Origin of the sequence: Arthrobacter humicola (genome assembly GCF_039531445.1) — a bacterium.
Taxonomy (GTDB): Bacteria; Actinomycetota; Actinomycetes; order Actinomycetales; family Micrococcaceae; genus Arthrobacter; species Arthrobacter humicola.
Window position 1 is genome coordinate 37,511 of sequence record NZ_BAAAQB010000034.1, and the last position, 26,436, is coordinate 63,946.

At 67.1% G+C, this 26,436-nt stretch carries 24 protein-coding genes; 13 read left to right on the plus strand and 11 right to left on the minus strand.

What is annotated here, in order from left to right; all coding sequences use genetic code 11:
- The first annotated feature begins 73 nt into the window (after nt 1-73).
- Nucleotides 74-1,774 carry an amidophosphoribosyltransferase gene (gene purF / locus ABD243_RS12005; RefSeq protein ID WP_344365854.1) on the plus strand — a complete coding sequence of 567 codons (1,701 nt, stop codon included), beginning with the start codon at nt 74-76 and terminating at the stop codon, nt 1,772-1,774.
- The gene (gene purM / locus ABD243_RS12010; protein ID WP_116767208.1) at nt 1,771-2,940 is read left to right on the plus strand and encodes a phosphoribosylformylglycinamidine cyclo-ligase; all 1,170 of its coding nucleotides are present in this window, start codon (nt 1,771-1,773) and stop codon (nt 2,938-2,940) included. The genes purF and purM overlap by 4 nt, the downstream gene beginning before the upstream one ends.
- A gap of 91 nt (nt 2,941-3,031) precedes the next feature.
- Here purM and ABD243_RS12015 read toward each other — a convergent pair whose 3' ends face one another.
- Both ABD243_RS12015 and ABD243_RS12020 read right to left on the minus strand, forming a co-directional pair.
- On the minus strand, nt 3,032-3,829 hold the full coding sequence (locus ABD243_RS12015) for a VOC family protein (protein WP_344365857.1): 798 nt from the start codon (nt 3,827-3,829) through the stop codon (nt 3,032-3,034).
- A 233-nt stretch (nt 3,830-4,062) separates the two neighbouring features.
- On the minus strand, nt 4,063-4,296 hold the full coding sequence (locus ABD243_RS12020; RefSeq protein ID WP_116767215.1) for a DUF3073 domain-containing protein: 234 nt from the start codon (nt 4,294-4,296) through the stop codon (nt 4,063-4,065).
- Between the two features lie 292 nt (nt 4,297-4,588).
- On the opposite strand from ABD243_RS12020, the gene ABD243_RS12025 reads away from it, so the two are divergent.
- Nucleotides 4,589-5,380 carry a septum formation family protein gene (locus ABD243_RS12025; RefSeq protein ID WP_344365860.1) on the plus strand — a complete coding sequence of 264 codons (792 nt, stop codon included), beginning with the start codon at nt 4,589-4,591 and terminating at the stop codon, nt 5,378-5,380.
- A gap of 125 nt (nt 5,381-5,505) precedes the next feature.
- Here ABD243_RS12025 and clpB read toward each other — a convergent pair whose 3' ends face one another.
- Complete coding sequence (gene clpB / locus ABD243_RS12030) at nt 5,506-8,175, minus strand: ATP-dependent chaperone ClpB (RefSeq protein ID WP_116767217.1); 2,670 nt, start codon at nt 8,173-8,175, stop codon at nt 5,506-5,508.
- Nucleotides 8,176-9,343: 1,168 nt separating this feature from the next.
- Between clpB and ABD243_RS12035 the strand changes: the two genes are divergently transcribed.
- Nucleotides 9,344-9,835, plus strand: a complete 492-nt coding sequence (locus tag ABD243_RS12035; protein ID WP_344365862.1) for a carboxymuconolactone decarboxylase family protein — start codon at nt 9,344-9,346, stop codon at nt 9,833-9,835.
- 57 nt (nt 9,836-9,892) lie between these two features.
- Here the strand turns inward: ABD243_RS12035 and ABD243_RS12040 are convergent, their stop codons facing one another.
- Genes ABD243_RS12040 through ABD243_RS12055 form a run of 4 tightly spaced genes read right to left on the minus strand, consistent with a single transcriptional unit; the run spans nt 9,893 to nt 12,999 of the window.
- On the minus strand, nt 9,893-10,942 hold the full coding sequence (locus tag ABD243_RS12040) for a sulfate/molybdate ABC transporter ATP-binding protein (RefSeq protein WP_344365878.1): 1,050 nt from the start codon (nt 10,940-10,942) through the stop codon (nt 9,893-9,895).
- The gene (locus ABD243_RS12045) at nt 10,939-11,802 is read right to left on the minus strand and encodes an ABC transporter permease (RefSeq protein ID WP_344365884.1); all 864 of its coding nucleotides are present in this window, start codon (nt 11,800-11,802) and stop codon (nt 10,939-10,941) included. Before ABD243_RS12045 ends, ABD243_RS12040 begins: the two co-directional genes overlap by 4 nt.
- Before the next feature lie 7 nt (nt 11,803-11,809).
- Nucleotides 11,810-12,592 carry a molybdate ABC transporter substrate-binding protein gene (gene modA, locus ABD243_RS12050; protein WP_344365888.1) on the minus strand — a complete coding sequence of 261 codons (783 nt, stop codon included), beginning with the start codon at nt 12,590-12,592 and terminating at the stop codon, nt 11,810-11,812.
- Nucleotides 12,589-12,999: a TOBE domain-containing protein gene (locus tag ABD243_RS12055; protein ID WP_116767221.1), complete on the minus strand. Its 411-nt coding sequence runs from the start codon at nt 12,997-12,999 to the stop codon at nt 12,589-12,591. Before ABD243_RS12055 ends, modA begins: the two co-directional genes overlap by 4 nt.
- Before the next feature lie 272 nt (nt 13,000-13,271).
- Here ABD243_RS12055 and ABD243_RS12060 point away from each other — a divergent pair, with 272 nt between their 5' ends.
- On the plus strand, nt 13,272-14,141 hold the full coding sequence (locus tag ABD243_RS12060) for a DUF4031 domain-containing protein (protein WP_344365893.1): 870 nt from the start codon (nt 13,272-13,274) through the stop codon (nt 14,139-14,141).
- A 68-nt stretch (nt 14,142-14,209) separates the two neighbouring features.
- On the opposite strand, the gene ABD243_RS12065 is transcribed toward ABD243_RS12060, so the two are convergent.
- From ABD243_RS12065 to ABD243_RS12075, 3 genes are all read right to left on the minus strand, one after another.
- The gene (locus ABD243_RS12065; RefSeq protein WP_091252778.1) at nt 14,210-14,683 is read right to left on the minus strand and encodes an SRPBCC family protein; all 474 of its coding nucleotides are present in this window, start codon (nt 14,681-14,683) and stop codon (nt 14,210-14,212) included.
- Nucleotides 14,684-14,755: 72 nt separating this feature from the next.
- The gene (locus ABD243_RS12070; RefSeq protein ID WP_091252775.1) at nt 14,756-15,172 is read right to left on the minus strand and encodes a YccF domain-containing protein; all 417 of its coding nucleotides are present in this window, start codon (nt 15,170-15,172) and stop codon (nt 14,756-14,758) included.
- 102 nt (nt 15,173-15,274) lie between these two features.
- Nucleotides 15,275-15,829: a YceI family protein gene (locus ABD243_RS12075; protein WP_344365899.1), complete on the minus strand. Its 555-nt coding sequence runs from the start codon at nt 15,827-15,829 to the stop codon at nt 15,275-15,277.
- Nucleotides 15,830-16,216: 387 nt separating this feature from the next.
- Here ABD243_RS12075 and ABD243_RS12080 point away from each other — a divergent pair, with 387 nt between their 5' ends.
- Nucleotides 16,217-17,323 (plus strand): metallophosphoesterase, encoded by a 1,107-nt coding sequence (locus ABD243_RS12080; protein ID WP_344365902.1) that lies wholly within the window; start codon nt 16,217-16,219, stop codon nt 17,321-17,323.
- A 73-nt stretch (nt 17,324-17,396) separates the two neighbouring features.
- On the opposite strand, the gene ABD243_RS12085 is transcribed toward ABD243_RS12080, so the two are convergent.
- Nucleotides 17,397-18,122 (minus strand): glycoside hydrolase family 16 protein, encoded by a 726-nt coding sequence (locus ABD243_RS12085; protein ID WP_344365904.1) that lies wholly within the window; start codon nt 18,120-18,122, stop codon nt 17,397-17,399.
- Between the two features lie 664 nt (nt 18,123-18,786).
- On the opposite strand from ABD243_RS12085, the gene ABD243_RS12090 reads away from it, so the two are divergent.
- The 7 genes from ABD243_RS12090 (at nt 18,787) to ABD243_RS12120 (ending at nt 26,306) form a co-directional block, all read left to right on the plus strand.
- Nucleotides 18,787-19,566 (plus strand): glycosyltransferase family 2 protein, encoded by a 780-nt coding sequence (locus ABD243_RS12090; protein WP_344365906.1) that lies wholly within the window; start codon nt 18,787-18,789, stop codon nt 19,564-19,566.
- A 1-nt stretch (nt 19,567) separates the two neighbouring features.
- Complete coding sequence (locus tag ABD243_RS12095) at nt 19,568-20,566, plus strand: glycosyltransferase family 2 protein (protein ID WP_344365909.1); 999 nt, start codon at nt 19,568-19,570, stop codon at nt 20,564-20,566.
- A gap of 99 nt (nt 20,567-20,665) precedes the next feature.
- Nucleotides 20,666-21,766 (plus strand): hypothetical protein, encoded by a 1,101-nt coding sequence (locus tag ABD243_RS12100; RefSeq protein WP_344365912.1) that lies wholly within the window; start codon nt 20,666-20,668, stop codon nt 21,764-21,766.
- An 11-nt stretch (nt 21,767-21,777) separates the two neighbouring features.
- A complete protein-coding gene (locus tag ABD243_RS12105) occupies nt 21,778-23,871 on the plus strand; it encodes a glycosyltransferase (protein ID WP_344365914.1) in 2,094 nt (697 codons plus the stop codon).
- Nucleotides 23,872-23,894: 23 nt separating this feature from the next.
- Complete coding sequence (locus ABD243_RS12110; protein ID WP_344365916.1) at nt 23,895-25,763, plus strand: hypothetical protein; 1,869 nt, start codon at nt 23,895-23,897, stop codon at nt 25,761-25,763.
- A complete protein-coding gene (locus tag ABD243_RS12115; protein ID WP_344365918.1) occupies nt 25,753-26,130 on the plus strand; it encodes a hypothetical protein in 378 nt (125 codons plus the stop codon). Before ABD243_RS12110 ends, ABD243_RS12115 begins: the two co-directional genes overlap by 11 nt.
- Nucleotides 26,127-26,306 carry a hypothetical protein gene (locus ABD243_RS12120; RefSeq protein ID WP_344365920.1) on the plus strand — a complete coding sequence of 60 codons (180 nt, stop codon included), beginning with the start codon at nt 26,127-26,129 and terminating at the stop codon, nt 26,304-26,306. The genes ABD243_RS12115 and ABD243_RS12120 overlap by 4 nt, the downstream gene beginning before the upstream one ends.
- Nucleotides 26,307-26,436 lie beyond the last annotated feature (130 nt).

Consider the following 26,436-nt stretch of genomic DNA (forward strand, 5'->3'; position numbering starts at 1 on the left):
CGCCTGAGCCTGCCGGCAGGTCATAAACCGGGCGCCGGAAAAGTCTTAGCGCACATCGTGAGATAATCGACCAGTGGCACGCGGCGATGGAAAACTTTCTCATGATCTTCTCCCAGGCGAAAAAGGCCCTCAGGACGCATGCGGCGTCTTTGGGGTCTGGGCACCCGGTGAAGAAGTAGCAAAACTTACCTATTACGGGCTGTATGCATTGCAGCACCGTGGTCAGGAGTCGGCTGGTATTGCAACCAGCGACGGCAAGCGGATCAACGTCTACAAAGACATGGGGCTCGTATCCCAGGTCTTCGATGAGGCTACGCTAAACACCCTGACCGGGCACCTGGCCGTCGGCCACTGCCGCTATTCCACTACGGGTGCGAGCCACTGGGCCAACGCCCAGCCCACCTTGGGCGCGACCTCCACGGGCACCGTGGCGCTGGCCCACAACGGTAACCTGACGAACACGGCCGAGCTCAAAGCCATGATCACGGACCGCAACGGCGGAAACCTGAGCGGCGAGATGAAACAGGGCAACACCTCGGACACCGCCCTGGTCACGGCGCTCCTGGAGGGTGAAGCGGGCAAGTCCCTAGAACAGACCGCCCTGGAGCTCCTGCCCAAGATCAAGGGCGGCTTCTGCTTCGTCTTCATGGATGAGGGAACCCTCTACGCGGCCCGCGACACATACGGCATCCGCCCGCTGTGCCTCGGCCGGCTGGAGCGCGGCTGGGTGGTCGCCTCCGAGCAGTCAGCCCTGGCCACGGTCGGCGCGAGCTTCATCCGCGAAATCGAGCCCGGCGAATTCATCGCGATCGACGAGGACGGCGTCCGCTCCCAGCGCTTCGCCGACGCGACCCCGGCCGGCTGCGTCTTCGAATACGTCTACCTTGCCCGCCCGGACGCCGCCATTGCCGGCCGCTCAGTCTACGAATCCCGGGTGGAGATGGGCCGCCAGCTGGCCCGCGAGAACACCCAGGAAGCGGACATTGTCATTCCGGTCCCGGAATCCGGCACGCCCGCCGCTGTGGGCTACGCCGAGGAATCCGGCATCCCCTTCGCGCACGGCTTCGTCAAGAACGCCTACGTGGGCCGCACCTTCATCCAGCCGTCACAGACCCTGCGGCAGCTCGGCATCCGGCTCAAGCTCAACGCCCTGGAATCGGTGATCCGCGGCAAGCGCGTCGTGGTGGTGGACGACTCGATCGTCCGCGGCAACACCCAGCGTGCCATCGTCCGGATGCTCCGCGAAGCCGGCGCCGCCTCCGTGCACGTCAAGATCTCCTCCCCGCCGGTGCAGTGGCCGTGCTTCTACGGCATCGACTTCGCCTCCCGCGCGGAACTGATCGCCAACGGCGCCACCATCGACGAGATCTCCCAGGCGATCGGCGCCGACTCGCTGGCCTACATCTCCGAGGACGGCATGATCGCCGCCACCCGGCAGCCGCGCGAACGCCTCTGCACCGCCTGCTTCACCGGCAAGTACCCGATCGAGCTGCCCGGCGCAGACAAGCTCGGCAAGAACCTGCTCGAGCGCACGGACCTCGGCGGTCTTCCCGCCGCCGGCGGAGCTGCTCCCGGAGCGGACGCTTCCGCGCCGGCCGCACCGGCAGAGGCCACGTCCGACTCCCCCGACGCCGAACCCGGCACCTCGATCTCGGACGACCCGGCCGAGAAGGCCGGCGCCACGGGCTGCGATCCGGGGCCGGACTCCGAATTCGAAGAACTGCTCACCGATGCCGACCGCGTCACCAAAGCCGACAAGAAAGAGCCAGTATGACTTCCGCCTCCCCGGCCGCTGACATGAACGCCGCCCAGAACGCTGGCATCACCTACGCCTCCGCCGGCGTCGACGTCGAAGCGGGAGACCGCGCCGTCGAACTCATGAAGGATGCCGTGAAGGCAACCCACAACGCCTCGGTGATCGGCGGCGTCGGCGGGTTCGCAGGTCTTTACGACGTCTCCCGGCTGCTGACCTACAAGCGGCCCCTCCTGGCCACGTCCACCGACGGGGTCGGCACCAAGGTGGCCATTGCGCAGGCCATGGACATCCACGACACCATCGGGTTTGACCTCGTCGGCATGGTGGTGGACGACATCGTCGTGGTCGGCGCCGAGCCGCTGTACATGACCGACTACATCGCCTGCGGCAAGGTCGTGCCGGAACGTATCGCGGACATCGTTCGCGGCATCGCGGCCGCCTGCTCGGTCGCCGGTACCGCCCTGGTGGGCGGCGAGACCGCCGAACACCCCGGCCTGCTCGGCGAAAATGAGTACGACGTCGCCGGTGCAGCCACCGGCGTGGTCGAGGCCGACGCCCTGCTGGGTCCGGACCGTGTCCGCGCCGGCGACGTCGTGATCGGTATGGCCTCCTCGGGCCTGCACTCCAACGGCTACTCCCTGGTCCGCCGCGTCATCAACCACGCAGGCTGGGCCTTGGACCGCCAGGTCTCCGAACTCGGCCGCACCCTGGGCGAGGAGCTCCTTGAGCCCACCCGCGTCTACGCCGCCGACTGCCTGGACCTCGCCCGCACCTTCCCGGTGAACGGCTCCGCGGGCGGCAAGGCCGTGCACGGCTTCAGCCACGTCACCGGCGGCGGCCTCGCGGCCAACCTCGCCCGCGTGCTCCCGCAGGGCCTGCTGGCCACCGTTGACCGCGCCACGTGGGAACTGCCGGCCATCTTCAAGCTGGTCTCCGAGCTCGGCAACGTCCCGCTGGCCGACCTCGAGCGCACCCTGAACCTGGGCGTGGGCATGGTAGCCATCGTTTCGCCGGAGGCCGCCGACGCCGCCGTGAACCGGCTCAACGACCGCGGCCTGCCGTCCTGGATCATGGGCACGGTGGAGGAGAACTCGGATTCGATCATCAAGTCCGGCCCCGACTACGTCCAGGGCGCCAAGGGCGTCGACGGCGGCGCGGTCCGCCTGGTCAACGCCTACGCCTAAAGGCCCGACCCGACGTCGAGTGCTCCATAACTGCCGTTTTGAGACCTGAAAACGGCAGTTATGGAGCACTCGATGCGCTCAAGCCGCGGCCCTAAACCTCCAGCACGCTGAAGACGCCGCCCTGCGGGTCCCTGAGCGTGGCGATGGTGCCGGCTTCCTCGGCGTCCTCCGGTTCTCCCTCATCCGGTGCCACCAGCACGACGCCGCCCGCGGCCACCGCCGCCTTCACTGCTTCCGCGACGTCGGACACGCCGAAGTAGACCTGCCACCAGGGCTGCAGGGTGTCCTGCGCATCGCCGGGCACCCGCGCGATCCCAGCCACCTCGGTGCCGTCCACCATGAGCGTGGTGTACGTGCCGCCGTCGTCCTGGGGGTATTCGGTCACCTCATGCCCGAAGAGCTGCTGGAAGAGCCCGACGGCGGCCTGCGGCTCGGGCGTCAGCAGCTCGGCCCACGCCAGGGCTCCGGTCTCCTGGCTCCGGGCAGCTCCGAAGTGGCTGCCGGCCTGCCAGGCACCCGTGGTTCCGCCGCCGGGCGGGGCAAAGAAGACCATGACGCCGGTGTCGCCGACGGCCTCGGGGCCGAACTCAAGATGTCCGGAGGAATGGGCCAGTTCGGCAGCCAGGTCCTGGGCGTCGTCGGTGGCGAAATACACGTTCCAGCAGCCCGGTTGGCCCGCGGATTCCTGCCCGGGGGTCTGCGGGGCGATGACGCTCACGAGGTCATCGCCGAGGAAGGCCTTCGCATAACTGCGCCCGTCCGGGGTGGGCAGGTTTTCGTAACGCCAGCCGAAAACTTCAGCGTAGAAGGCCTTCGCCGCCTCCACGTCGCTGGTCTGGAGGTCCGTCCAGCAGAGTTCGCCCTCGGCGAATCCTGTGCGCATGGTCATGGCTGTCCTTCCGGGCGTCGGCGTCGTGTCCGGGAAAATCCGGCACGATCAACGTAGCCCGGGGCCCCGGCGGTGACAACTGCGCGGCGTCGCGACGTGGTCCGTCCGAGGGCTTAAGAAAAACCGCCGGCCACGCCTGAAGCACAGGTGTGGCCGGCGGCCTGAAAATCTATGGCTGGCACCGCAGTGCCGGAAGGTTCCCCCCGGACAAAGCTCCCGGGAGGAAGCGTCGACTAACCAATCCGACGGGTATCTACCTCGTCGTCGTCGTCTTCCAAATCGTCCGCGTACTTATCCACATACGCCGAATAATCCGGCTCGACCGGGTCATCCGTGAAGTGGTTCGTGGCACGACTTCCCGGGCCCGTGAGCTCGCGCTGAAGGGCCGAATAGTCAGTGTTCGGGGAGTAGTACTTGATGTCCCGAGCCTGCTTGGTAGCTTTTGCCTTTTGACGGCCGCGCCCCATGGCGTGACCCCCTTTTGTACTTGGACCGGAGGTGGTCACCTTTGGCGATCGGTGAGGCCCCGGAATGTTTGGTCAATTTGTCGTACACCTAGATTACATGCTTTCGGCGTCAACTGCTTGCCGGGCCGCCCCCTGTGGACAGTGTTGCGCCTCCGGAAGCCGCCGTCGCCGCCCCCGGCGTATGCGCCCCGACTCGCTTCTTCGATAGAGTTTCGTGATGTGCGCCCGGAAAAGGGTGACAATGCCGGGCCTCCAGCCCCGGCAAAGATGCACGGAAGTGGTGAATTTCTCAGTGACTGAAGAGAATCCAAGGCACGACGTCGGGGCCGTCCCGCCGCCGCCTTCGAGGCTGCCGACGTCCGCCCTACCCGTTGTGACGGCCGACCCGGAACGGACCGCGACATCTCCGGCGGATACGATCGCCGGGATGCCCCAGGCCGACGACTCGGCCACGAAACCGTCCGCGGCCAACCGCCTGTCCGCGAAGCTCCCAGGCGTCAGCCTCACCGGCATCACCACAGCAATCTCAGACACCGCACGCCCCCTTGCCCGCCGGATCCGCCGGCAAGGGGCCAAGCGGCTCGGCATGGCCGCGGGTGTGCTCGTCGTCCTCGGGTTTCTGGTGTGGTGGGCGGTGGCCTCGTTTGCCGGCAGCGCCCAGCCCTCCGCGGATAGCAGCGGCCCGACCCCCGCACCCTCGTCGGCGTCGGCGTCGGCCAGCCGGGGAGCCTTGCCGCTGGAAGGCGTCAGCCCCCTGGACTTCCAGTTGCGTGACTGCTTCAAGGACTTCGACCCGAATGCCGAGCAGTCCACGATCGTGGACTGCTCCACCGGCCATTCGGCCCAGTTGGTCGCCGTGGAGAGGTACGCGGCAGATGACTCCTACCCCGGTCGGGATGCGCTCAAGCAGAAGGCGCGCGATGCCTGCAAGGACGCACCCCTGACAGACAAGGCCGGCGACTACGCGCTGAGCTACAAGCTGGCCTACCCGAGTTCGAGCAGTTGGAACAAGGGCGACCGCCGGGTGGACTGCTATGCCGTGACGGACGGCGGGAACGTCATCATGGAGTCCCTGCTTCCCTAGAGCCCTGCCCCACCCTGCCCGGCCCTGGCCTGGCGTGGCGTGGCCTTAGCGAACCGGGCTTAGCGCACTGGCAGCCGGGATGACCCGGCTGCCAGTGGCGTTTAACTTTCTGTTTCTGGCGGCGCCTACTCCTTGCGCCGGACCGAGAGGCCGCTGCCGGTGGACGCGCCGCCGTCGGGCCGGTCTGTGACCGCAGGCCCGCCCATGGTGAGTTCCATGAGGTCGGGCGCGGTGTCCACCACAACCGTGTCGCCGTCGGAGATCTCGCCGGCCAGGATGGCTTTGGCCAGCCGGTCGCCGATCTCGCGCTGCACCAGCCGGCGCAGCGGCCGGGCGCCATAGGCGGGATCGAAGCCGGTTACCGCCAGCCACGCGCGGGCGCCCTCGGTGACTTCAAGGTTCAGCCGGCGGCCCTTGAGTCGTTCGCCCAGCTCCTTGACCTGCAGCTCCACAATGCGGGACAGCTCCTCCACGCTCAGCGGATCGAACAGCACCACTTCATCCAGCCGGTTCAGGAACTCCGGCTTGAAGGAGGCGTGCACGGTGGCCATGACGGCGTTCTTCTTGGCCTCGGCGTCGAGGGTGGGGTCCACCAGGAACTGGCTGCCCAGGTTCGAGGTGAGCACCAGGATCACGTTGCGGAAGTCCACAGTGCGACCCTGGCCGTCAGTGAGACGGCCGTCGTCGAGCACCTGCAGGAGAATGTCGAAGACCTCCGGGTGGGCCTTTTCCACTTCATCGAGCAGCAGCACCGAGTAGGGCCGGCGCCGGACGGCCTCGGTCAGCTGGCCGCCTTCCTCGTAGCCGACGTACCCGGGAGGGGCCCCGACGAGGCGCGCCACGGAGTGCTTTTCCGAGTATTCGGACATGTCGATCCGCACCATCGCGCGCTCGTCGTCGAAGAGAAAGTCGGCGAGGGACTTGGCGAGCTCGGTCTTGCCGACGCCGGTGGGACCGAGGAACAGGAACGAGCCGGTGGGCCGGTTGGGATCGCTGATTCCGGCGCGGGCGCGGCGTACGGCGTCGGAGACCGCGGCGACGGCCTTCTTCTGGCCGATCAGCCGCTCGCCCAGGACGTGCTCCATGTCCAGCAGCTTCTGGCTCTCGCCCTGCAGCATGCGCCCGGCGGGAATGCCGGTCCAGGCCGAAATGACCTCGGCGATGTCGTCGGCGGTGACCTCGTCGGCCACCATGAGATCCTGCTTGGCCCCGCCGCCGGCCACCCGGGCCGACTCCGCCTCAGCGGCTTCATTGAGTTCTCGCTCGAGGGCGGGCAGTTCGCCGTAAAGGATCCGCGAGGCCGCCTCGAGGTCGCCTTCGCGTTGGAACTTCTCGGCGGCGGAGCGCAGTTCGTCAATTCTGGCTTTGAGGTCGCCGACGCGGTTTAGGCCGGCTTTCTCGGCTTCCCAGCGGGCGTTAAGGGCGGCCAGCTCTTCATTTTTGTCCGCTTTGTCCGCCCGGATCGCGGCGAGTCTCTCCACCGACGCGGGATCGGTTTCATTGGCCAGGGCCAGTTCCTCCATGGTCAGGCGGTCCACGGAGCGGCGCAGCTGGTCGATCTCCTCCGGGGCGGAATCGATCTCCATGCGCAGCCGGGACGCTGCCTCGTCCACGAGGTCGATCGCCTTGTCCGGCAGCTGCCGCCCGGAGATGTAGCGGTTGGAAAGCGTGGCGGCGGCGACCAGTGCGGAGTCGGCGATGGCGACCTTGTGGTGGGCCTCGTAGCGCTCCTTGAGGCCGCGCAGGATGCCGATGGTGTCCTCCACGCTCGGCTCCCCGACGAAGACCTGCTGGAAGCGGCGTTCCAGGGCGGGATCCTTTTCGATGTTCTCGCGGTATTCATCCAGAGTGGTGGCGCCGATCAGCCGGAGCTCGCCGCGGGCCAGCATGGGCTTGAGCATGTTGCCCGCGTCCATGGAGCTGTCCCCGGAGGCACCGGCCCCGACCACCGTATGGATCTCGTCGATGAACGTGACGATCTGGCCCTCGGAGCTCTTGATTTCCTCCAGGACGGCCTTGAGCCGCTCCTCGAATTCGCCGCGGTATTTGGCGCCGGCCACCATGGACGCAAGGTCCAGAGCGATCAGGGTTTTGCCGCGCAGGCTTTCGGGGACGTCTCCGGCGACGATCCGCTGGGCAAGTCCTTCGACGACGGCGGTCTTACCCACGCCGGGTTCGCCGATGATGACGGGGTTGTTCTTGGTGCGGCGGCTCAGGACCTGGATGATGCGGCGGATCTCGGCGTCGCGGCCGATCACCGGATCCAGCTTTCCGGAGCGGGCGATCGCGGTGAGGTCGGTGCCGTATTTCTCCAGCGCCTGGAAGGTGTTCTCGGGGTCGGCGTTGTCGACCTTGCGGTCGCCGCGGACCCCGGGCAGGGCGGCGAGCAGAGCCTCGTGGGAGGCACCGGCGTCGCGCATGAGCTTGCCGACGGCGTCACTTCCGGATGCCAGCCCCAGCAGCAGGTGCTCGGTGGAGACGAAGGTGTCGCCGAGGCGCTCGGCCTCGTTCTGGGCATTCTTGATGGCCTGCAGGGCGGTGCGGGACAGCTGCGGCTGCTGCACAGAGCTGCCGGAGGTGGACGGAAGTGACTTGATGGCGGAGCTGGCCTGGACGCTGACAGAATCCGGGTCCGTGCCCGTGGCGCGGAGCAGTGCGACGGCAACGCCCTCCCGCTGATCCATGAGCGCCTTGAGCAGGTGGGCAGGCTCAAGCTGCGGGTTTCCCGCCGTCGAGGCGTTCATGGCGGCAGCCGCAAGAGCCTCCTGGCTCTTGGTGGTGAATTTGGCGTCCAAAGAGAGCTCCTTCCGGGAACATGCTGATATTAAAGTTGAGTCTACTCCACTCAACTTTGCATTAGGTCCCTTTGGGTCCATGTTTGCCGACGGCGAAACAGCTGTCTAGGGCCGGAGTCCCCCGCCTGCACGGGCCGCGCTGGACCGCGGGGCCCGTGGGTGCGGGGGTGCGGGGTGCGGGGCCCGGGCCGCGGGGTGCGGGGCCCGGGCCGCACACCTGCGACCCTGTCCGCTGCTGCCACGGAACATGCGCTCCGCTGTCCGCCAGGAATGGACATAATCCCACTATGTCCACTGTTCGGATCCAGGAATGAACATGTCCCGTCCATACGGGCGCGAAAAACGAGCATGGCCCTGGATTCGGCGCTGGGAATGAGCATGTCCCCACAGGCCACAGCAGGCCGATGCCCATGCCCACCGTTCGAATCAAAGCCTGGACATGCCCAATTCACCCGGGCGCGAGAAATGAGCATGCCCACCCGAGCCCGCATCCAGAATGAGCATGCCCACCCGAGCCTGCACCCAAAATGAGCAGGGTCGGCACCAAGAATGAACCCGTCCGCCACCCCAGGGCCGGCCAATGAGCATGTCCGCCACCCCAGGGCCGGCCAATGAGCATGTCCGGCGCCCCTCGACGCGCAGCGATGAATTGCTTTGTGCCCCTGAAGCTGGGCGTTAATGCCCACGCCCTCCGCACCGCGTTGAAGGCTGGACATGTCGCCCCTTACACCGTGTGACAGAGGGGCATGTCCTCCGCTGAAGCTCGTGACTGCGGGACATGGCCGCGGCTGACCTGCGCGAGTGGACATCCTCCCCTCATGCCCAGTCGTGGATCTGAAAACTGGACATGTCCGCTGCTGGGGTAGGCGACCGCTGGACATGTCCTCCGTAGTCGGCGCGACCACCGGATATGTCCGCAACCAGGGCCGGACGCGGGGCATGTCCCGCAGCGGGACCTGGCGGACCGCAGCACGGCTTGGCACAACTCGGCTCAGCCAGCCCCGCCGGCAAGGAGCGGCACGCCGGGAAGGAGCGGCACGGCGGCCGGGTCCCCCAAGGAACCAGCCGTCGGGCCAATCACTCCCACCTCCAAAGCTTGTCATATGTTTGACAAAATTGTCACACGACGCTCCGGGGCACGCGGGAGCTCGTCGGTATTGTGGAATCCATGAACGAGACGTCGGCACCGCAGAATCCCGGGCACCGGAGTGTCTTCCTGGACAAGGAACATCCTGCCGCCTGGCGTGCACTCAACGGTCTGGGCCTGAAAGCCAAAGAAGCTGCCGCAGAGGCCGGCCTGGACGGGAAGCTGATCGAGCTGCTCAATGTCCGTATTTCGCAGATCAACGGCTGCGCCTACTGCCTGGATCTGCATGTCGGCGATGCCGTCAAGAACGGCGAGTCGGCCCAGCGCCTGGCCGTACTCACCGCCTGGCGCGACACCGCCCTCTTTTCCGACAAGGAACGGGCAGCCCTGACCCTGGCCGAGGCCATCACCACCATCTCCGACGCCCACGCCCGCGACCGCGAGGGCGCCCAGGCCCGCAGGCACCTGACAGCCGAGGAGTTCTCTGCCGTCAGCTGGCTGGCGATCACGATGAACGCGTTCAACCGTGTCTCCATCGTCAGCCAGCATCCGGTCCGCGCCGCCCGGGACTAAGCGGCCCGGGACTAATCAGCACCAGCCGCGCCAACCACCCCCTGCCAAGACAAAAACCTACGCCGGGTAGATGGACACCGCCGCGGCCTTGACCACGAAGTAGGCCTCCAGCCCCGGTGCCAGGCCGAGGTCCGCGGAGGCGGCCGGCGTAATGTCGGCCGCCAACTCGCCGGCGCGGACCCGTATCTGGTCCCCGTGCGGCTCGAGGTCAGTAAGCCTCACCCGGAACGAGTTCCGCGGGCTGCCGTGCGCTTCGGAGAGGAAAACGGACACGGCCGACGGCGGGAATGCGGCCACGCCTGCCTGCCCGGGGACGAGCGGTGCATCATGCTGGCCGGCAAATTCCAGCCCCTCGGGCGAACGGATACCGGCGGCGGTAACGGTACCGGCCACCAGGTTCAGCCCGGCGAGACCGGCGGCGAATCGGCTGCGCGGGCGCCGGAGCACCTCGCGGACCGGGCCTTCCTCGGTGATCCTGCCCTCTTCCAGGACGATCACCCGGTCGGCGAGCATGTAGGCATCCAGGACGTCGTGGGTGACAACGACGGCCCGGCGCCCGGCGAGGACGCGCCTGAGCAGCCGGCGCAGCAGCGGCGCGGCGTGGATGTCCAGGGCCGCCATGGGTTCATCCAGGAGCAGCACCTCGGGGTCGGCGGCCAGCGCGCGTGCCACGGCCACCCGCTGTGCCTGGCCTCCGGAGAGGTCCCCGGGGCGCCGGGACGCGAGGTCGAGGGCGTCGACTTCGGCCAGCCAGTGCCGCGCGGTTTCCCGGGCCGCTGCCCTGGGCACGCCGGCGCTGCGGGGGCCGAAGGCCACGTTGTCCAGCGCGCTCAGGTGCGGAAACAGCAGCGGCTCCTGTGCCAGGAGGGCGGTGCCGCGCCGGTGGGGCGCCGTCCAGGTGTTCGTCGCGGGGCCGAGGTCGAACAGGACCTTTCCGTCCACCTCGCCCCTGCCCGTATCCGGCCGGAGCAGGCCCGCAATGACCGACAGCAGCGTGGACTTGCCGGCCCCGTTGGGGCCCAGCACGGCTACGGTTTCTCCCGGCGCCAGGCTCATGGACACGTCAAAGCCGCGGGCGGCAATGGCGGCGTCAATCCGGACACTCACGGCGCCACTCTCTCCGGTGCCGGCTCCGGTGCCCCGTCCCGCGTTGCGCGTTGAGCCCCGCTGGGTCCGCGCCCGCCGGCCACCCCGGGGCGCCGGTAGGACAGCCCGACGACGGCGACCGCCACCGCGACAAGAAGCAGGGACAGCGCGACGGCGGCATCGGCGTCGGTCTCGCGCTGCAGGTAGATCTCCAGCGGCAGGGTCCGGGTGACGCCCTGCAGGCTGCCGGCAAACGTGAGCGTGGCGCCGAATTCGCCAAGGCTGCGCGCGAACGAAAGTACGGCGCCGGACGCCAGCCCGGGCAGCACCAGGGGAAGGGTTACGCGGCGCAGCACCGTGGTGGGGCGGGCGCCCAGAGTCGCGGCGACGGCCTCGTACCGGCTCCCGGCCGAGCGCAGGGCCCCTTCAAGGCTCACTACCAGGAACGGCAGTGCGACGAAGGTCTGGGCCAGGACCACCGCCGTCGTCGAAAAGGCGACCTGGATACCGGCCAGTTCCAGCGAGCGGCCGAGCAGACCCTGCCGGCCAAAAGTGTAGAGCAGCGCGATGCCGCCGACGACGGGCGGCAGGACGAGCGGCAGCAGCACGAAGGAGCGGAGGAGCCGCTGACCGCGGAACTGCCCGCGGGCCAGGACGAGGGCCAGCGGCACGCCCAGCACGATGCACAGCACCGTGCTGGCCGCGGAGGTGCGCAGGCTCAATCCCAGCGCGGTCAGGGACGACTCCGACGTGACCAGCGGCAGGAACTCCGCCCAGTTGACCTTCGCGACGATGGCGGCCAGGGGCAGCAGGACGAACAGGGCCCCCGCCGCGGCGAGGACGTAGATCCAGCGCGGGACACCCTGATAGCCGTGCCTCATGCGCGTCTCACGGCGTGCCGAACCCGGCATCGCTCAGGACCTTTTTACCTTCGGCACCGGTAACGAGTGCATTGAAGGCCGCGGCCAGTTCCTTATTCTTGCTGGAACCGACCGTGGCGATGGGGTAGGTGTTGATGGCCTTGTCCGCTTCGGCGAAGGGAATCCCCTTGACCTTGTCACCGGCAGCCTTGACGTCCGTCACGTAGACGATGCCGGCGTCGGCCTCGCCCGAAGTGACTTTGCCCAGGACGTCGGTGACGGCGGATTCCTCGCTGACCGGTTTCAGCGTCACGCCGGTGGCTTTCTCGACGGCGGCGGTGGCGGTACCGCAGGGGACCTGGCCGGCGCAGACCACCACCCGGACCCCGGGACGGGCAAGGTCGGCGAAAGACGCGATCGAGGCCGGGTTGGCCGGCGGGACGGCGATCGCCAGGACGTTGGTGGCGAAAATCGCGGCCGCACCGCCCAACAGGCCGGCGTCAGCGAGCTTGGCCATGTTCTTGGTGTCCGCCGAGGCAAAAACGTCCGCGGGGGCTCCCTGGCTGATCTGGGTGACGAGGTCGGATGACCCGGCGAAACTCAACGCCACTTTCGTGCCCGGGTGACTTTCCTCGAAGGTGGTGGCGAGTTTGGTGAAGGGGGCCTTCAGCGATGCTGCAGCGAACACGGTGAGAGTCTTCCCGGAGTCACTGGCCGGGGAATTTTGGCCGGTTGAAGCGGCGCAACCGGCGGCGGCAGCGGCCATGGCTGCAGCCATGGCGACGGCAGCGATCCTCGTGCGGAGGCTCATGCGAGGCTCTTTCCCTTAGGCGTTTCAATGATCACTGTGGTGGCCTTAACGACGGCGGTGGCGACGGAGCCGAGTTCCAGCCCGAGGTCTCGCACGGCTTCGCTGCTCATCAGTGACACGACGCGGAAAGGCCCGCACTGCAGCTCCACCTGCGCCATCACGGTATCGGCCGTAATGGCGGTCACGAGTCCCACGAAACGGTTCCGGGCGGAGCTGCCCACCCGGGCAGGGTCCTCCGGAAGCTGGGCCTGTTCCCGGGCGAGCCGGGCGAGCTCAAGGCCGTCCACAGCCAGCCGGCCGGAATCATCCTTGAGCGGGGTCAGGCTTCCCTGTTCGATCCAGCGCCGGACGGTGTCGTCACTAACGCCGAGAAAGCGGGCTGCTTCGGAGACGCGAATCTTGGGCATAACTCCACACTATTCCTCATTTGCGGTTTATTCACTGAGAAATATCCGCATAAGCAGGCTTTGTGACGCCGGGCATGGCACGCCGGAGCCCTCCCGGCCGGCGTAGGCCCGGTCGGCGTAGGCCCGGTCGGCGTAAGCCCGGCCGGCGTAAGCCCGGCCACCGTGGGCCGGGCTGGCGTAGTTCCGGCCACCGTAGGCCGGGCCGGCGTAGTTCCGGCTGGCGCACGTCCGACGCCCGGGCCGGTGTCCGCGGTCGGCGCTAGACTGCCTCCATGGCCGTCTACGTCGATCCGCCGCTTTGGCCTGCCCACGGAACCCGCTTTTCCCACCTCGTGTCGGACACCTCGCTTGAGGAGCTGCACGCCTTCGCCGCGTCCGCTGGCATTCCGGGGCGGGCGTTCGACGGCGACCACTATGACGTCGCCGAGGCCCGGTACGAGGCCCTGGTGGCGGCCGGCGCTGTCCCCGTGGAGGGCCGGGTCCTGGTCCGGAAGCTGATTGCCAGCGGGTTGCGGATTCCTGCCCGCCGGCGCGGAAAGTCCCTCCGGGTGCCGCTCCTGAACCGCTGGAACGAGGTACTGCCGGGCCACGACGCCCTGTTCCTGGACCTGTTGGACCGCTGGGGCGAGGAGCACCGGAAATACCACGGCCGCACCCACCTGCTGGCCGTGCTGGAGGCCCTGGACCTGCTCTGCGACCCGGCCGGTCCGCCACGGGCCGTGGTGCTGGCCGCGTGGTTCCACGATGCCGTGTACCGCGGCGTCGCGGGCCAGGATGAGGAAGAATCGGCGCGGCTGGCCGAAGACCGGCTCGGGCACGCCGGACTCCCGGCCGACGAAGTGGATGAGGTGGCGCGACTGGTGCTGCTGACGGCGGACCACCGTCCGGAGCCGGGCGACGACGCCGGCGCCCTGCTTAGCGACGCCGATCTCTCCGTCCTCGGCGGGGAACCGGAGGCCTACGCCCGCTATCTGGCCGCCGTCAGGGAAGACTTCGCCCACATCGGCGACGCCGACTTCGCGGCCGGCCGCGCCGCCGTCGTCCGCCAACTCCTCCAGCTTGATCCGCTGTTTCACACTGACCGCGGGCGCGGGCTGTGGCTGGAGGCTGCCCGCCGAAACCTGCAGGGCGAACTCGGGTGAACGGCGTACCCGCGGCGCAGCGGCAGCCGCCGCCCGTAGGATCGCGTGGCTGCGCTCAGTGGTGAGGCTTAGGCGGCCACGCTGAGGTGATTCGCCAGCCGGTCGAACGACTCCCGCCACCCTTCGCCGTGGCGGTCGCGGCTGGCCGCGGAGTCGAACGGGCCCTGGGTGAACGTCATTTGGGTGCCGCCGTCGATCTCGTCCAGCTGGATGGTTACCTCGGTTTCGAAGCCTCGGGTGCCGTCCGGCTTGTCCCAGGCATGGGTGAACACAAACAGCTGCGGCGGCTCGATATCCGTGTGCACCCCGCTCCACCAGAATTCCTGCCCGGTACTGTCCTGGATCATGCAGGCGCGGTACAGGCCGCCGACTTCGAAGTCTGCGTCGATGCTCTCGCGCGGGACGTGGAAGCCGCGCGGGCCCCACCACTCCGGAGCCTGGTCCGGGTCCGTCAGCGCGGACCAGACTACCCGGATCGGAGCCCTGAACTCGCGGACAATCACCAGCATGAGGTCTGTGTCCCCGGACGCCAGTTCGCTCATGATCCTCTCCCTCGATTTCCGTGGATCCGGTGGCGGAAGTGTCCCCCAGGTTCCGCCGGCTGCGCCGCCGCCCTAGTAGCGGCGGTCGTGGCTGTAGGCCGTCACATAGGGCGTGTTGCTCGGGACGATCTGCTTGCCCAGGGGCATCAGCGAGACCGGGATGAGCTTGAGGTTGGCGATCGCCAGCGGGATGCCAATAATCGTGATGGCCATGGCGAAGGCCGTGACAACGTGCCCGATCGCGATCCAGATGCCCGCCACCAGCAGCCAGATGACATTGCCCAGCAGGGCAAACGCGCCGTGTCCGCCGGGCTTGTCCACCACCATGCGGCCGAACGGCCACAACGCATAGGACGCGATGCGGAACGAGGCGATGCCCCACGGAATGGTGACAACCAGCAGACAGCAAACGATTCCGGCAAAGAAGTATCCGAGGGCCAGCCACAGGCCGCCAAAGAGCAGCCAGATGATGTTCAGAAGTGTCTTCATGGATCCATTCTCGCCCGTGGGAGTGACATTCGGCCTGAGGGGCGGCCCGGAATAATCCCTGGCTTCGGACCCGACCCCCAGGTACCGCTTCCGGCTGACCGGTTATGAGGCGTCGGCCTGCTTGACCATGGCGGCTTCAACACTGATCTTGACCTTGTCGCTGACCAGCAGTCCACCGGCTTCCAGGGCGGCGTTCCAGGTCAGGCCAAATTCCTTGCGGCTGATGTCCGCCTCTGCGCTGAAGCCGGCCCGGGTGGCGCCGAACGGGTCCACCGCGACCCCGGTGAACTCGACTTCCAGATCCACGGGTTTGGTGACATCGCGGATCGTCAGGTCTCCGGTCAGCACATAGTCCTCCCCGTCGCCCCGGATCCCGGTGGCCCGGAAGGTCATTTCGGGGTACTTCTCGACGTCGAAGAAGTCGGCGCCGCGGACGTGGTTGTCGCGGTTGGCGTCCCCCGAATCGAAGCTCGCGGTCTTGACCGTGGCGTGCAGGCTCGCGTCGGCCAAGGAAGCGCGCACCCGGGCCTCCGCGGAGGCCTCGTTGAAGCGGCCACGGACCTTGCTGATGCCCGCATGGCGGACGCTAAAACCGACTTCGCTGTGGGACATGTCCAGTGTCCACACTCCGGGGGTCAAACCTTCGGGCAGCGTCACAACGGTCTCCTTCGAGCGGGGCGGGCCTGTCCCGCCAGAGCGATCGGGGTATTCCCCCACCCTGCATGCTAACGAGGAACCCCCTCCCGGGCTAGGGTCCCGCAGGCACTTGACGCCGGGCGTGCGGATTCCGGACTTCCGGCGCCTGTGACAGCGCCCGTGACGTCGCCTGTGACGGCGCCTGATCGGGCGACCGGGACGGCTCCTGATTCCCCGACTGATTCCGCGGCCGGGGGTCAACGCGGTCTCTGGCCTTCACTCCACGGCCGGGTTACTCTGGCCTATAGACGCCGGGCAATCACCCAATTTCGCAGAACTATTCGCACAGTGCCGACCAACGCAGCGCTGACTAACACAGTCCTGATTAACCGAGTGACGTGAGGAATCGTGGCCAGGTCCCTGGGGAAACGTGGCAAGGCCGGTCTGGGCGCCTGCCTGCTGATCCTGAGCCTGCTGCTTTCCGCCTGCCAGCCCGGGCCGCCGGAGCCCGCACCACGCCCAAGCCCCGGCACGCCGTCGTCGGGTTCGGCACCGGGGCCGGGCACGCCGACGTCGGGTCCCGCGCCGTCGTCCGGTGAAGCCGTGCACTTCACCGCCCAAGGCGATATCGGCGTCAGTTCGGGCGCCAAGAAAGTGCTCGACGTCGTTGCCGGCCTCCGCCCCCAACTGAACCTCGCCCTCGGCGACTTCACGTACAAAGCCGGCATCGAACAGCAGTTCTGCGACATGGTCACCGCACGCCTCGGCGGGGACTTTCCCTACCAACTGGTGACAGGGAACCACGAGAGCGACGGCCACGAGGGCGACATCGAGAAATTTGTCCAGTGCCTGCCCAACAGGCTGCCTGGCCTCCAGGGCGAATACGGGACGCAATGGCGCGTCGATGTTCCCGAGCAGAATCCCGTGGTCCGCTTCATTATGGTCTCCCCCGGCATCGATTTCCGGGGCGGGGAGCCGCTGGACTACTCAAGGGACAGCGAACGCTGGCGCTGGACCGCCGACGCGATCGACGGGGCCAAATCGCAGAACATCCCGTGGACGGTGGTGGGCATGCACACCCCCTGCCTGAGCGTCGGCAACTATGACTGCCAGGCGGGAAAGGACTTCACGAACATGCTGATCGATAAGAAAGTGGACCTCGTCCTGTCCGGCCACGACCACATCTATCAGCGGACCCACCAGCTGGCGAGGGGCGGGGACTGCGCGGAACTCGTTCCCGCCACCTTCACCTCCGGTTGCCTGGCCGATACCGGCAACTCCATGAACCAGGGCTCCGGAACCGTGTTCGCCACGGTGGGAGTGGGCGGCGTCGGACTCTACAACGTGAAATCCGATGACCCGGAAATGGGCTACTTCGCCAGCACGTCCGGAAAGAACCGGGATCCGGCCTTCGGGACACTCGATGTCACGGCGACGGCGGACCAACTGGCGGCCCGCTTCGTTCCGGCCGAGGGATACACCTTCACGGATTCCTTCACCCTCCGCCGCAGGTGAAAGCCCGGTGCCGGGCGCGCTTCGGGTTACGGCCGCTGCACGGCCCCTGCACGATCCGGTAGAGCCGTGAAAATCAGGCCGGCACCCAGACGCTGATCCAGTCGAGGGACACGTGGCCCTGGGCCTCCGGGGCAGGGCAGCCGGTCAGACAGGACTCGGTCTGCAGAATCAGGTGCATGGGTGTCGTCGGCGCGTTGGTGCTGACGCCCAAGGACCGCCCGTCCAGGAAGAACTCGATCCGACCGGGGCTCCATTCCATGGTGGCCACATGCCAGGATGTGACGGATTGGTCCGAATCCAGCTTATCGAAGGCGTCCGCGCCGTTGCGATCGTAATGTACGGCGCCGTAGATGATTTTGGCGAGGTCCCCTTCCGGGAAGTCGACCTCGCCGTCCCGAGGCCAGATGCCGCTATCCGGCCACAGAAGCCAGGCCGTCTTAAAGCCCGGCAGCGCGTCAGCCCGGTAGCGGACCGAATACCGGCCGTAGAGGAGACTGTTGGCCCGCGGCGGATTGGAGCTGGCGTTTGGGATCTTGGGCATCGGCGCCGCCCCCATCGTGATCCCGTTTTCCGTGTGCAGGTACCAGTCCAGCGAGCCGTTGCGGACGCTGAGGACTTTCGACGGGTAGTAGCCGGTTTTTCCAGGGTTTTTCTGCCCGGCAGTGTCCGGGGTCCCGTCCTTGTAGCCGGCGCTCCATCGTGCGCTGTAGAGGGGGCCGGGGAAGCCGCCCAGCGGGACGTCGCCAGCGGAGAAGTCCTCGACAAACACTTGCTTCCAGCCTGGCAGATTGGCCGTCATCGACACATCCGTGGTCCGGGCCGGGAGCGGTGCCTGGCCGTTTCCCGACCCGGGAGCAGGCTGGCTGGCCGCCGCCGGAGCTGGCTCAGTCGCGGCGCCGCCTTCGGCAGACCCGGTCGGGACCCCTGGCTGGGAGCCAGCGGACGGGGACCCGGCGGGTTGGGCGGCTGACGGAGCGGCCGGCGAGGGCGAAACAGACGTGAACAGCGGCCGCTCACCGCGGGGAGCGGCATCGGAGCCGCACCCGGCCAGCGCCAGGGCGGAGGCAAGAACCATGGCAGGAAACAGCACGACCCGGGAAGCGAGAGGGAGACGGCGATTCATCGGCACGCGCCCCCTACGCACGTATGTCCGCATCCGGCCAGTGTCGCATGGAGGCCTCGGTCCATCAACCGTTTACCGACCATTTTAGTTGAATCATCAAGTTAATCCAAGGTTAATGCAAGGTGCCGTGACCAGACTTTAACCCTGGGGTAATTTACTAAGTTGTCGGCAACTGTAAGCGTCAGCGTTGGGTCTAGTTTCCGGATTGAGCGGCCGGGAAGCGCTGCAGTTGAGACGAGCAGAAACACGTCATTGAGTGGTGAGGCCAGTGTCCATCCCGAATCTCAAGCCGAACGCGCGCCCCCAAACGACGCCCCCTCCGGCAAATCCCTCCGTCAGTGTGGTCATTCCCACTCTGAATGAGGCAATGAACCTGCCGTGGGTGCTCCGGCGAATGCCCTCCTACGTGGATGAGGTGGTAATCGTTGACGGCCGTTCCCTGGACGCCACAGTCGACGTCGCGCGGGCCTTACGTCTGGACGTCGTGGTGGTGGCCGAACCCCGCCCGGGCAAAGGCAACGCGGTGCGGGCCGGCTTTGCCGCGGCTTCCGGCGACATCATCGTCATGCTTGACGGCGACGGCAGCATGGACCCCCAGGAGATCGGCTGGCTGGTGACTCCACTCCAGCACGAATACGACTTCGTGAAAGGCTCACGCTATGTGACGGGCGGCGGCTCAGACGATCTCACGTGGCTGCGCAGCGGGGGAAACAAGTTGCTCACCGGGCTGGCCAATGCCGTTCTCCACAGCGACTACTCGGACCTTTGCTACGGTTACATCGCCCTCCGCCGTGAATGCGTTGACATTCTGGAGCTGGAGTCGGACGGCTTCGAGATCGAGACGGAACTGATTGTGCGGGCGTCACGGGCCGGCCTGCGCATTGCCGAGGTCCCCAGCCACGAGTTGTCGCGCATCTCGGGACAGTCGAACCTGCACACCTTCCGGGACGGCTGGCGGGTTCTGCGCACCCTTGCCCGCGAGCGAGTGAGCTGGGAGGCTCCAACCGCCGGAGCCCGCCCCGAGGCCCTGCGGAGGGTCAAGTACAAGTACCCCAGTGTGGTGTTCCCACACGTCCCCACCGATCCCAGCAGCGTTCTGGGCATAAGGGCAGGTGAATAAGATGTCCGAGCATTCAGCCTTGCCGGCAGTATCTGTGGTGATTTGCTCCTATTCCGAGGACCGGTGGGACATGCTGATGGGCGCCCTGGACTCGGTGCGCACCCAGACCGTCCCGCCCAAGCAGACGATCGTCGTCGTCGATTACAACGTGGACCTGTACAAGCGGCTGATCTTCACCGTCCCGGACGCGGTAATTGTCGAAAATAGCGGCCCCAAGGGCCTTTCGGGCGCACGAAACACCGGAACCTCCGTTGCCAAGGCAGAGATCGTGGCTTTCCTCGACGACGACGCCGAGGCCGCGCCGGATTGGATCGAGCGGCTCGTCGCCCTCTACGACGACCCCGACGTCCTGGCCGTGGGCGGCCGGGTGGAACCGCTCTGGGAAGCAGGGCGGCCGGGCCACTTCGCCAACGAGCTCGACTGGATTGTCGGGTGCACGTACCGGGGAATGCCTAAAGTCGCCGCCGAGGTCCGCAACGTCATTGGCGCGAACATGTCCTTCCGAGCCGATGTCCTGGGCCGAGTCGGAGGATTCAACACAGCTTTGGGACGCCAGGACGCCACCCCGCTGGGCTGCGAAGAAACCGAGCTATGCATCCGCGCCGTAATCGGCGCTCCCGGCTCCCGGGTGGTCTATGAACCCGCGGCCCTGGTGCACCACCACGTCCCTGCCCCGCGCGGCACCCTGCGCTACATGCTGGCACGCTCCTGGTCCGAAGGGATCTCCAAAGCGCAGGTCAGCAGGGTGGTCGGCCACAAGCGGGCACTAGGCCCCGAACGGCGCTACGTGCGGCAGGTCCTGCCCCGGGCGGTGTTTGCCGGAATCCGCGGCTGGCTGCGCGGCGAAGACCCGGCCGGACTCGGCAGAGCGGCCGTCATCATCGCCGTCCTCGCGGCCACCGCGAGCGGCTATGTACGCGGGCGCCGCCTGCCTGCCGCACCCGTCCCGCTGAAACCGGCCCCGGTGTCGGCGGAAGATGCCTGGAGGGAAGTCCAGTGACACGAGCAGATGACGCATCCGTCCCCTTACACCGCCCGGTGCATCATCTGCACCCTGAACCACCTGACCGCAGGACCCCGACCCCAGAAAGCTTGGATCATGAGCCAGTCTGAACGCGACGTGAAACAGCCGATTAGTGCGTCTGCAGGAGCCTCCTTCGACGTCCACGGGATCGTAGGCATAGATGTGGAGGCCGGGACTCCGGGTGAACCGCAACTGCGGGATATGTTCGCCCCGTTCCTGGGGGATTCCAGTGCGCCACGGCGGATAACCGTCGGCGGACAGATATCGCCGATTTCCAGCCAGTCGCACGCGGAGGATGCCTACCGTTTCACCGGAGACTCCCTCTACATCCCGGCAGACCACGTCCAGATCATCGAGACGAAAGACGGTTACCGGGTCGAAGGCGCCGGTGAACTCCTGACCTCTGTTATCCCCTTGCTGGACCGCCTGTGCGTTCAGGAGGAGACGGCGATGATCCATGCCGCGGTGGTGGACTTCCGCGGTTCCGGAGTTCTCCTGCCGGCCTGGGGCGGCGTCGGAAAGACCAGCACGGTGGCGAAGCTGGTCGCCATGCCCGATGTGCGGTTCATGGCCGACGACTGGGCCTTCATGGGCGCCGGCGGAATGCTCATGGGCTACGCCAAACCGATGTTCATCAAACCCCACCACCGTGCCATCTACCCGGACATGTTCCGGGGGACCCGCAAGCCCCTGGCCCCCGGATGGATGACAAAACCAGTGGCCCACCTGGCCACGGCAGTCCACCCGGTCATTGTCCGCTATCCGAAAACGGCCGCCTTCACGCGGCGATGGTCCCCCGAACACCGCATGGTGCAGCCGGAGCATGTCTTCGGAGCGCAACGGATCTCCTCCGCGGCGCCGACCCAGCTCGCCATCTTCCTTGAACGCTTTGACGGCGCGGACGCACGGCTGGAAGCACGAAGCGCCGAGTGGATGACGTCCCGGATCGTCGGCAACTTCCATTCGGAACTGCCCATGGTGTCGCGGCGGCTCGTCGAGGCCCTCGGTGCCACCAGCCTCGTCCCGTTGGAGGATCATTTCGGCCAAAAAGCGGCCGTGGTGCGACGGGCCCTGGAGGACGTTCCCTGCTGGCTGCTCCGGCTGCCCGCCGCCTGGTCCGCGGACCAGGCCTCTGACTACATCGCGAACCTGGTCCGCTCAAAACTGGATGAGTGAGGCGAGTCCAGGTGAGCGATCTGAAGGTGTCGGTCGTGGTTCCGGCGCGCAATGCCGCAGCCTGGCTGCGCGAGTGCCTCGAGTCAATCCGCAGCCAACATCCGCACGAGATGATCGTCGTCGACGGCTGTTCGACGGATGACACCGCCGCAATCGCCCGCGAGTGCGGGGCAACCGTCATCTCCGACGAAGGTCGCGGCCTGCCGGCCGCGCGCATGCTCGGAGCCCGAACCGCCACTGGTGAGGTAGTCGCCCTGATCGACGCCGACGTCGTCCTGCCGCCGGACAGCCTGCGCCGGCTGCTCGACGAATTCGAGTCCGGCGGCTACGACGGCCTGCAGTTCGGTCTGGCCAGCGAAGCCGACGGCCCCGGGTATTGGGGGGCGGCGCTGGCCTGGCACCACAACCACAGCCGGGTGCGCAGCTGGTTCGGCGTGAGCGCCACACTGATGCGCCGGGACGTGCTGCTTTCGGTCGGGTTCGACGACGAATTCCGTTCCGGGGAAGATGTGGAGCTCAGGATCCGCCTGGAGCAGGCAGGGTACCGGCTTGGCGTTTCCGATTCCGTCGTGGTCAGGCACCGGTTCGATGACACGTTTGACTACGCCCGCGACCAGTGGCTCCAGGACGGGGCCGGGATGGCCCGAACCGTCCGAAAGCATCCGGGCCGTGCCGGCTGGATGGCGATGCTGCCCCTGCTGGCCACAGTGCGCGGCGTGGGCCTGTCCCTCTTCAAGGCTCCCCGCTTCCTGCCGTACTGGATGGGGTTCCTCCTCTACAACTACCGAGCCATGTTTGGGGAGATCCTGCGCCCGGCCCATAAGCCCATCTCGGTTGGAGGGAACGCGGCCTGGCTTGCCGCCGCGCGGATTGCGCCGATGGTCACGGGTTTTTTGTTCTGGGCGCTGGCGGCCCTCGTCCTTCCCCCGGAGCAAATAGGTCTGGGATCCGCGGTGGTGTCCGCCGCCCTCCTCACCGTTCAGCTGGGGATGCTCGGCGTCGGCCCCGCCACGCTGACCCTGCTGCCGACGGAAGCTGACGGCGGCCGGCGCCTCGTCGCCACAAGCCTGCTCACCGTCGCTACGTCTTCCCTGTTTGGCGCGGGCCTGCTGGTCGTGGTCACGCGGTGGCTCGGCTCGGGCGTGGGCGAGGCCTGGAACGATCCCGTGGTCACGGTCCTGTTCCTGGCCACGGCGCTCCTGGCCGCCAGCGCGTACCAGCTGGATCATGTGGGCGTGGCCCAGCAACGCGCCGACCGAACCCTGGTCCGAAGCCTGGTGCAGAGCCTTGTGCAGCTGGCCTTCCTGGCGGCCGGGTTCGCCGTCGGAATCCGGGACCTGTCCGTCGTTGTCGGCGCCGTTGCGGCCGGTGCGCTGGCCAGCGTCCTCGTGGGGTTTCGCCAGCTTGCCCGTGCCAAGGTATCCCCGGACTGGAGGCATGGTCTCCGGGCCGGACCGGCCCTGAAACTCCTGAAACCGGGGCTTCCCAACCACGCCCTCATGCTCGCCGACCGGGCGCCCGGCTACGTGCTTCCGCTCATCGTCGCATCCACCCTTGGCCCCTCCTCCACTGCGGCCTGGTACATAGTGTGGATGATGGCCTCCGCCGTGTTCTTCGTCCCGCAGTCAGCCGGCTTCACCCTGCAGACGGCCCTCGCGGGAACGCGGGCGCGGCCGGGCCTCGTCGCCTCAGCGCTCCGGGCCAGCCTGGTCTTGACTCTCGTAGCCGGCTTGATCCTGGTTGTTGCCGGGCCCCTGCTCCTGAGCTTCCTCGGACCGCAGTATGCGTCCGCGTGGGTCCTTCTTCCCGTACTCGTTCCGGCACTTCTCCTGAGCTGCGTTACGCAGGTCTACTACGGGCTCTGCCGGGCCCAAGGGCGACTCTTCGAAGCCACAGTGGTCGCCACTCTGGCCGCCGTCCTGGTCGTGGCTCCCGCCGCGGCCGTGGCCGTCAACTACGGCCTCACCGGCGTCTCCGTGCTCTGGGCCGTCGCCCAGGCGACAGCGTCAGTGATCGCTGCTCGGCGTCTGGTCACCCTGACCCGAGTGAAGCCCGCCGCCACCGCAGGCGAGATTCCTTCAGCGGCGCGCCACCAGCCGACCTGAATCGAGAAATCATGACACACGAAATGGCAGCAAGCCCCCCTGTGCGCACCCCCCACCGGCATGATGCGCGACTCCGGGACGGCGGTGCCAAACCGCCCACCCACCGTAACCTCGGCCTGACTCCGACGTGGCATGTCGGCGCTCTGGCTGCGGTGGCCGCGGTCGCCCTCGTCCTCGGCGTCTGGAGCATGACGCAGGTCGACCCCCTGAGGATCGGCGGGGCCGGACTCATCGACGTCCTCCCGCCAGCCTATTTTGTCGCACTCGCACTCAGCCTGGTCGGATTCGTCGCCTCGCTGAGCCTCCGCCGCCTCGTTCCGGCGCTCTTGACCTGGCAACTTCTGGTCACGGCGGTAGTCCTGAATGGTGCCGATCCCGTCATCCACGGCTTGCCCCGGCTTGAGGCGAGCTTCCGCCATCTAGGCATTGCCGACAACATTGCCCAAACGGGTCAGCTGGATCCCAGCCTGGACGCGTACTTCAACTGGCCCGGATTCTTCAACCTTCTGGGAATGCTCTCCGGAGCGTCGGGAGCCAAGGACCTTATGGGTATCGCAACGTGGGCGCCGGTGGGGATCAACATCCTCATGCTGGCACCGTTGCTGGCCCTGGCCCGGCGGTTGACGGCAAATCCGCGCCAGGCGTGGGCGGCCGTCTGGATCTTCTACCTGGCCAGCTGGATTGGACAAGACTATCTGTCGCCACAGGCCTATTCGTTCTTCCTCCTGCTCACCCTGATTGCCTGCCTGCTGAGCGTCTTTGGCGGGTGGGCGTGGCCCACGGAACGCACCCGGCTCTCGCGATGGCTTTCCCGCAATGTCAGCAAGCTGGACGGCGCGGTCCCCCGGCAGGGCATCATGGAACCGCCCCGGACGGACACGGCAGTGCTCGTTGTGGTCTGCGGGCTGATCCTGCTCGCCATGACGGCTTCACATCAGCTCACCCCCTTTGCCGTGATCCCCATCCTGGCCGCAATGCTCCTGACCGGCCGTCTCCGGTTGCGCTTCCTGCCGGTTCTTGCCGTGGTCCTACCGGTCGGCTGGCTGCTCTTTGCGGCGTCAGCCTTCCTGCAGGGGCACTTCGGCCAACTGTTCGGCTCGCTCGGTGACATCGGTGCGAACAGCTTCGGTGCGCTGAGTACCAGGGTCTCAGGCAGTGATGCCCACGTGTTCGTCGTGTATACGCGCATGGCCGAGGTTGCGCTGGTCTGGATTCTCGCCGCTGTCGGGGCCTTTGTGGGCTACCGGCGGAAGGCGCCGTGGCTGACGGCAGCGGCCGGGGCCCTTGCGCCGCTGGTGTTGATTCCTCTCCAGCCGTATGGCGGCGAATTGCTCCTGCGCCTGTATCTGTTCAGCCTGCCGTTTGCCGTGTGCCTGGTGGTGCTGCCGCTGATGTCGGACAAGTCCGCCGGGCTGGGCATGCGGCGAGCCATCGGTCTGCTGCTCATGGGCGCAGTGCTGGCAACATCCACAGTCGTTTCCCGCTACGGAAATGACAGCATGGAGAGCTTCAATAACGATGAAATCGCTGTAGTGAACCGCCTCTATTCGATGGCGCCCACCGGCTCCATCCTCATCGAGGCAGTTCGCAACACCCCGTGGAGATTCCAGCACTACGCGGATTATGACTACCGGGCGCTCGTTGCTGCCGAGCCCGTCCCCAACGCGGCGCCGCTTACCTGCGACGCGGCAAGCCAAATCGCCCGCAAAGCGGGCGCGTACCTCATCGTGACCGAAAGCCAGCAGGAGGCCGCCGATCTTCGCGGCTCCACTCCCGCGGGCGATCTTCAACGTTTTGTCGCCACCTGCGCCACCACTCCGGGCTGGACGAAGGTTTACGAGAACGCCGGCGGCGTGATTTTTCACATCGAAGGAGTTAGCAATGCCAAGTGAACGCAGCTACGTGAGCTACGCGACGGCAGCCGTCGCCGTGGCCGCCATACCGCTCTCGTTCGTCGGCCCCGAGGGGCTGCGCCTGGCGGTGATTGGCCTGTTGATGCTGGCCGGTCCCGGGACAGCGCTGGTGCTGCTGCTCCGCTTCGACCCCCCGCGCTCAGCCCAGGCTACTGGCGCGCTTCCCCTCAGCATCGCCATCGCAATTGCCTTCAGCCTCACGATGTCCACCCTCGTGGCGACGGCGATGATCTATGCACGGCTCTGGTCACCTCCGGCAGGAGTCTGCATCCTGTCGATCCTGACCCTCGCCTTCCTGGGCATCGAGCTCAAGAGGCCAAAGCGCGTCCTGGTGCGTGCAAAATGATCATCGTCGCGATCGGACTGGCCACAGTGGCGGCACTCGTGAGCTGCGATGTACTGCGCGTATTGAAGCCGGACCAGGCGCTGCCGAGGGCCGTAAAGATCATCACTGCAGCCTTGCTGGCCGTAGTCGGCATCTCGGCCGTAGTGGAGCTGGTCCAGTTGGCACAGCTCGCGTGAACGAAGCCGGACCGCTCGGTGCAGAGGCACAAGCCCACCCAAACAAGTCGAACCAAGCACGGAAAGTATCGTCAATGAGAAAACTCAAAGCACTCAGCACGGTGGGGACGCTCGGATTGCTCGTAGCCGG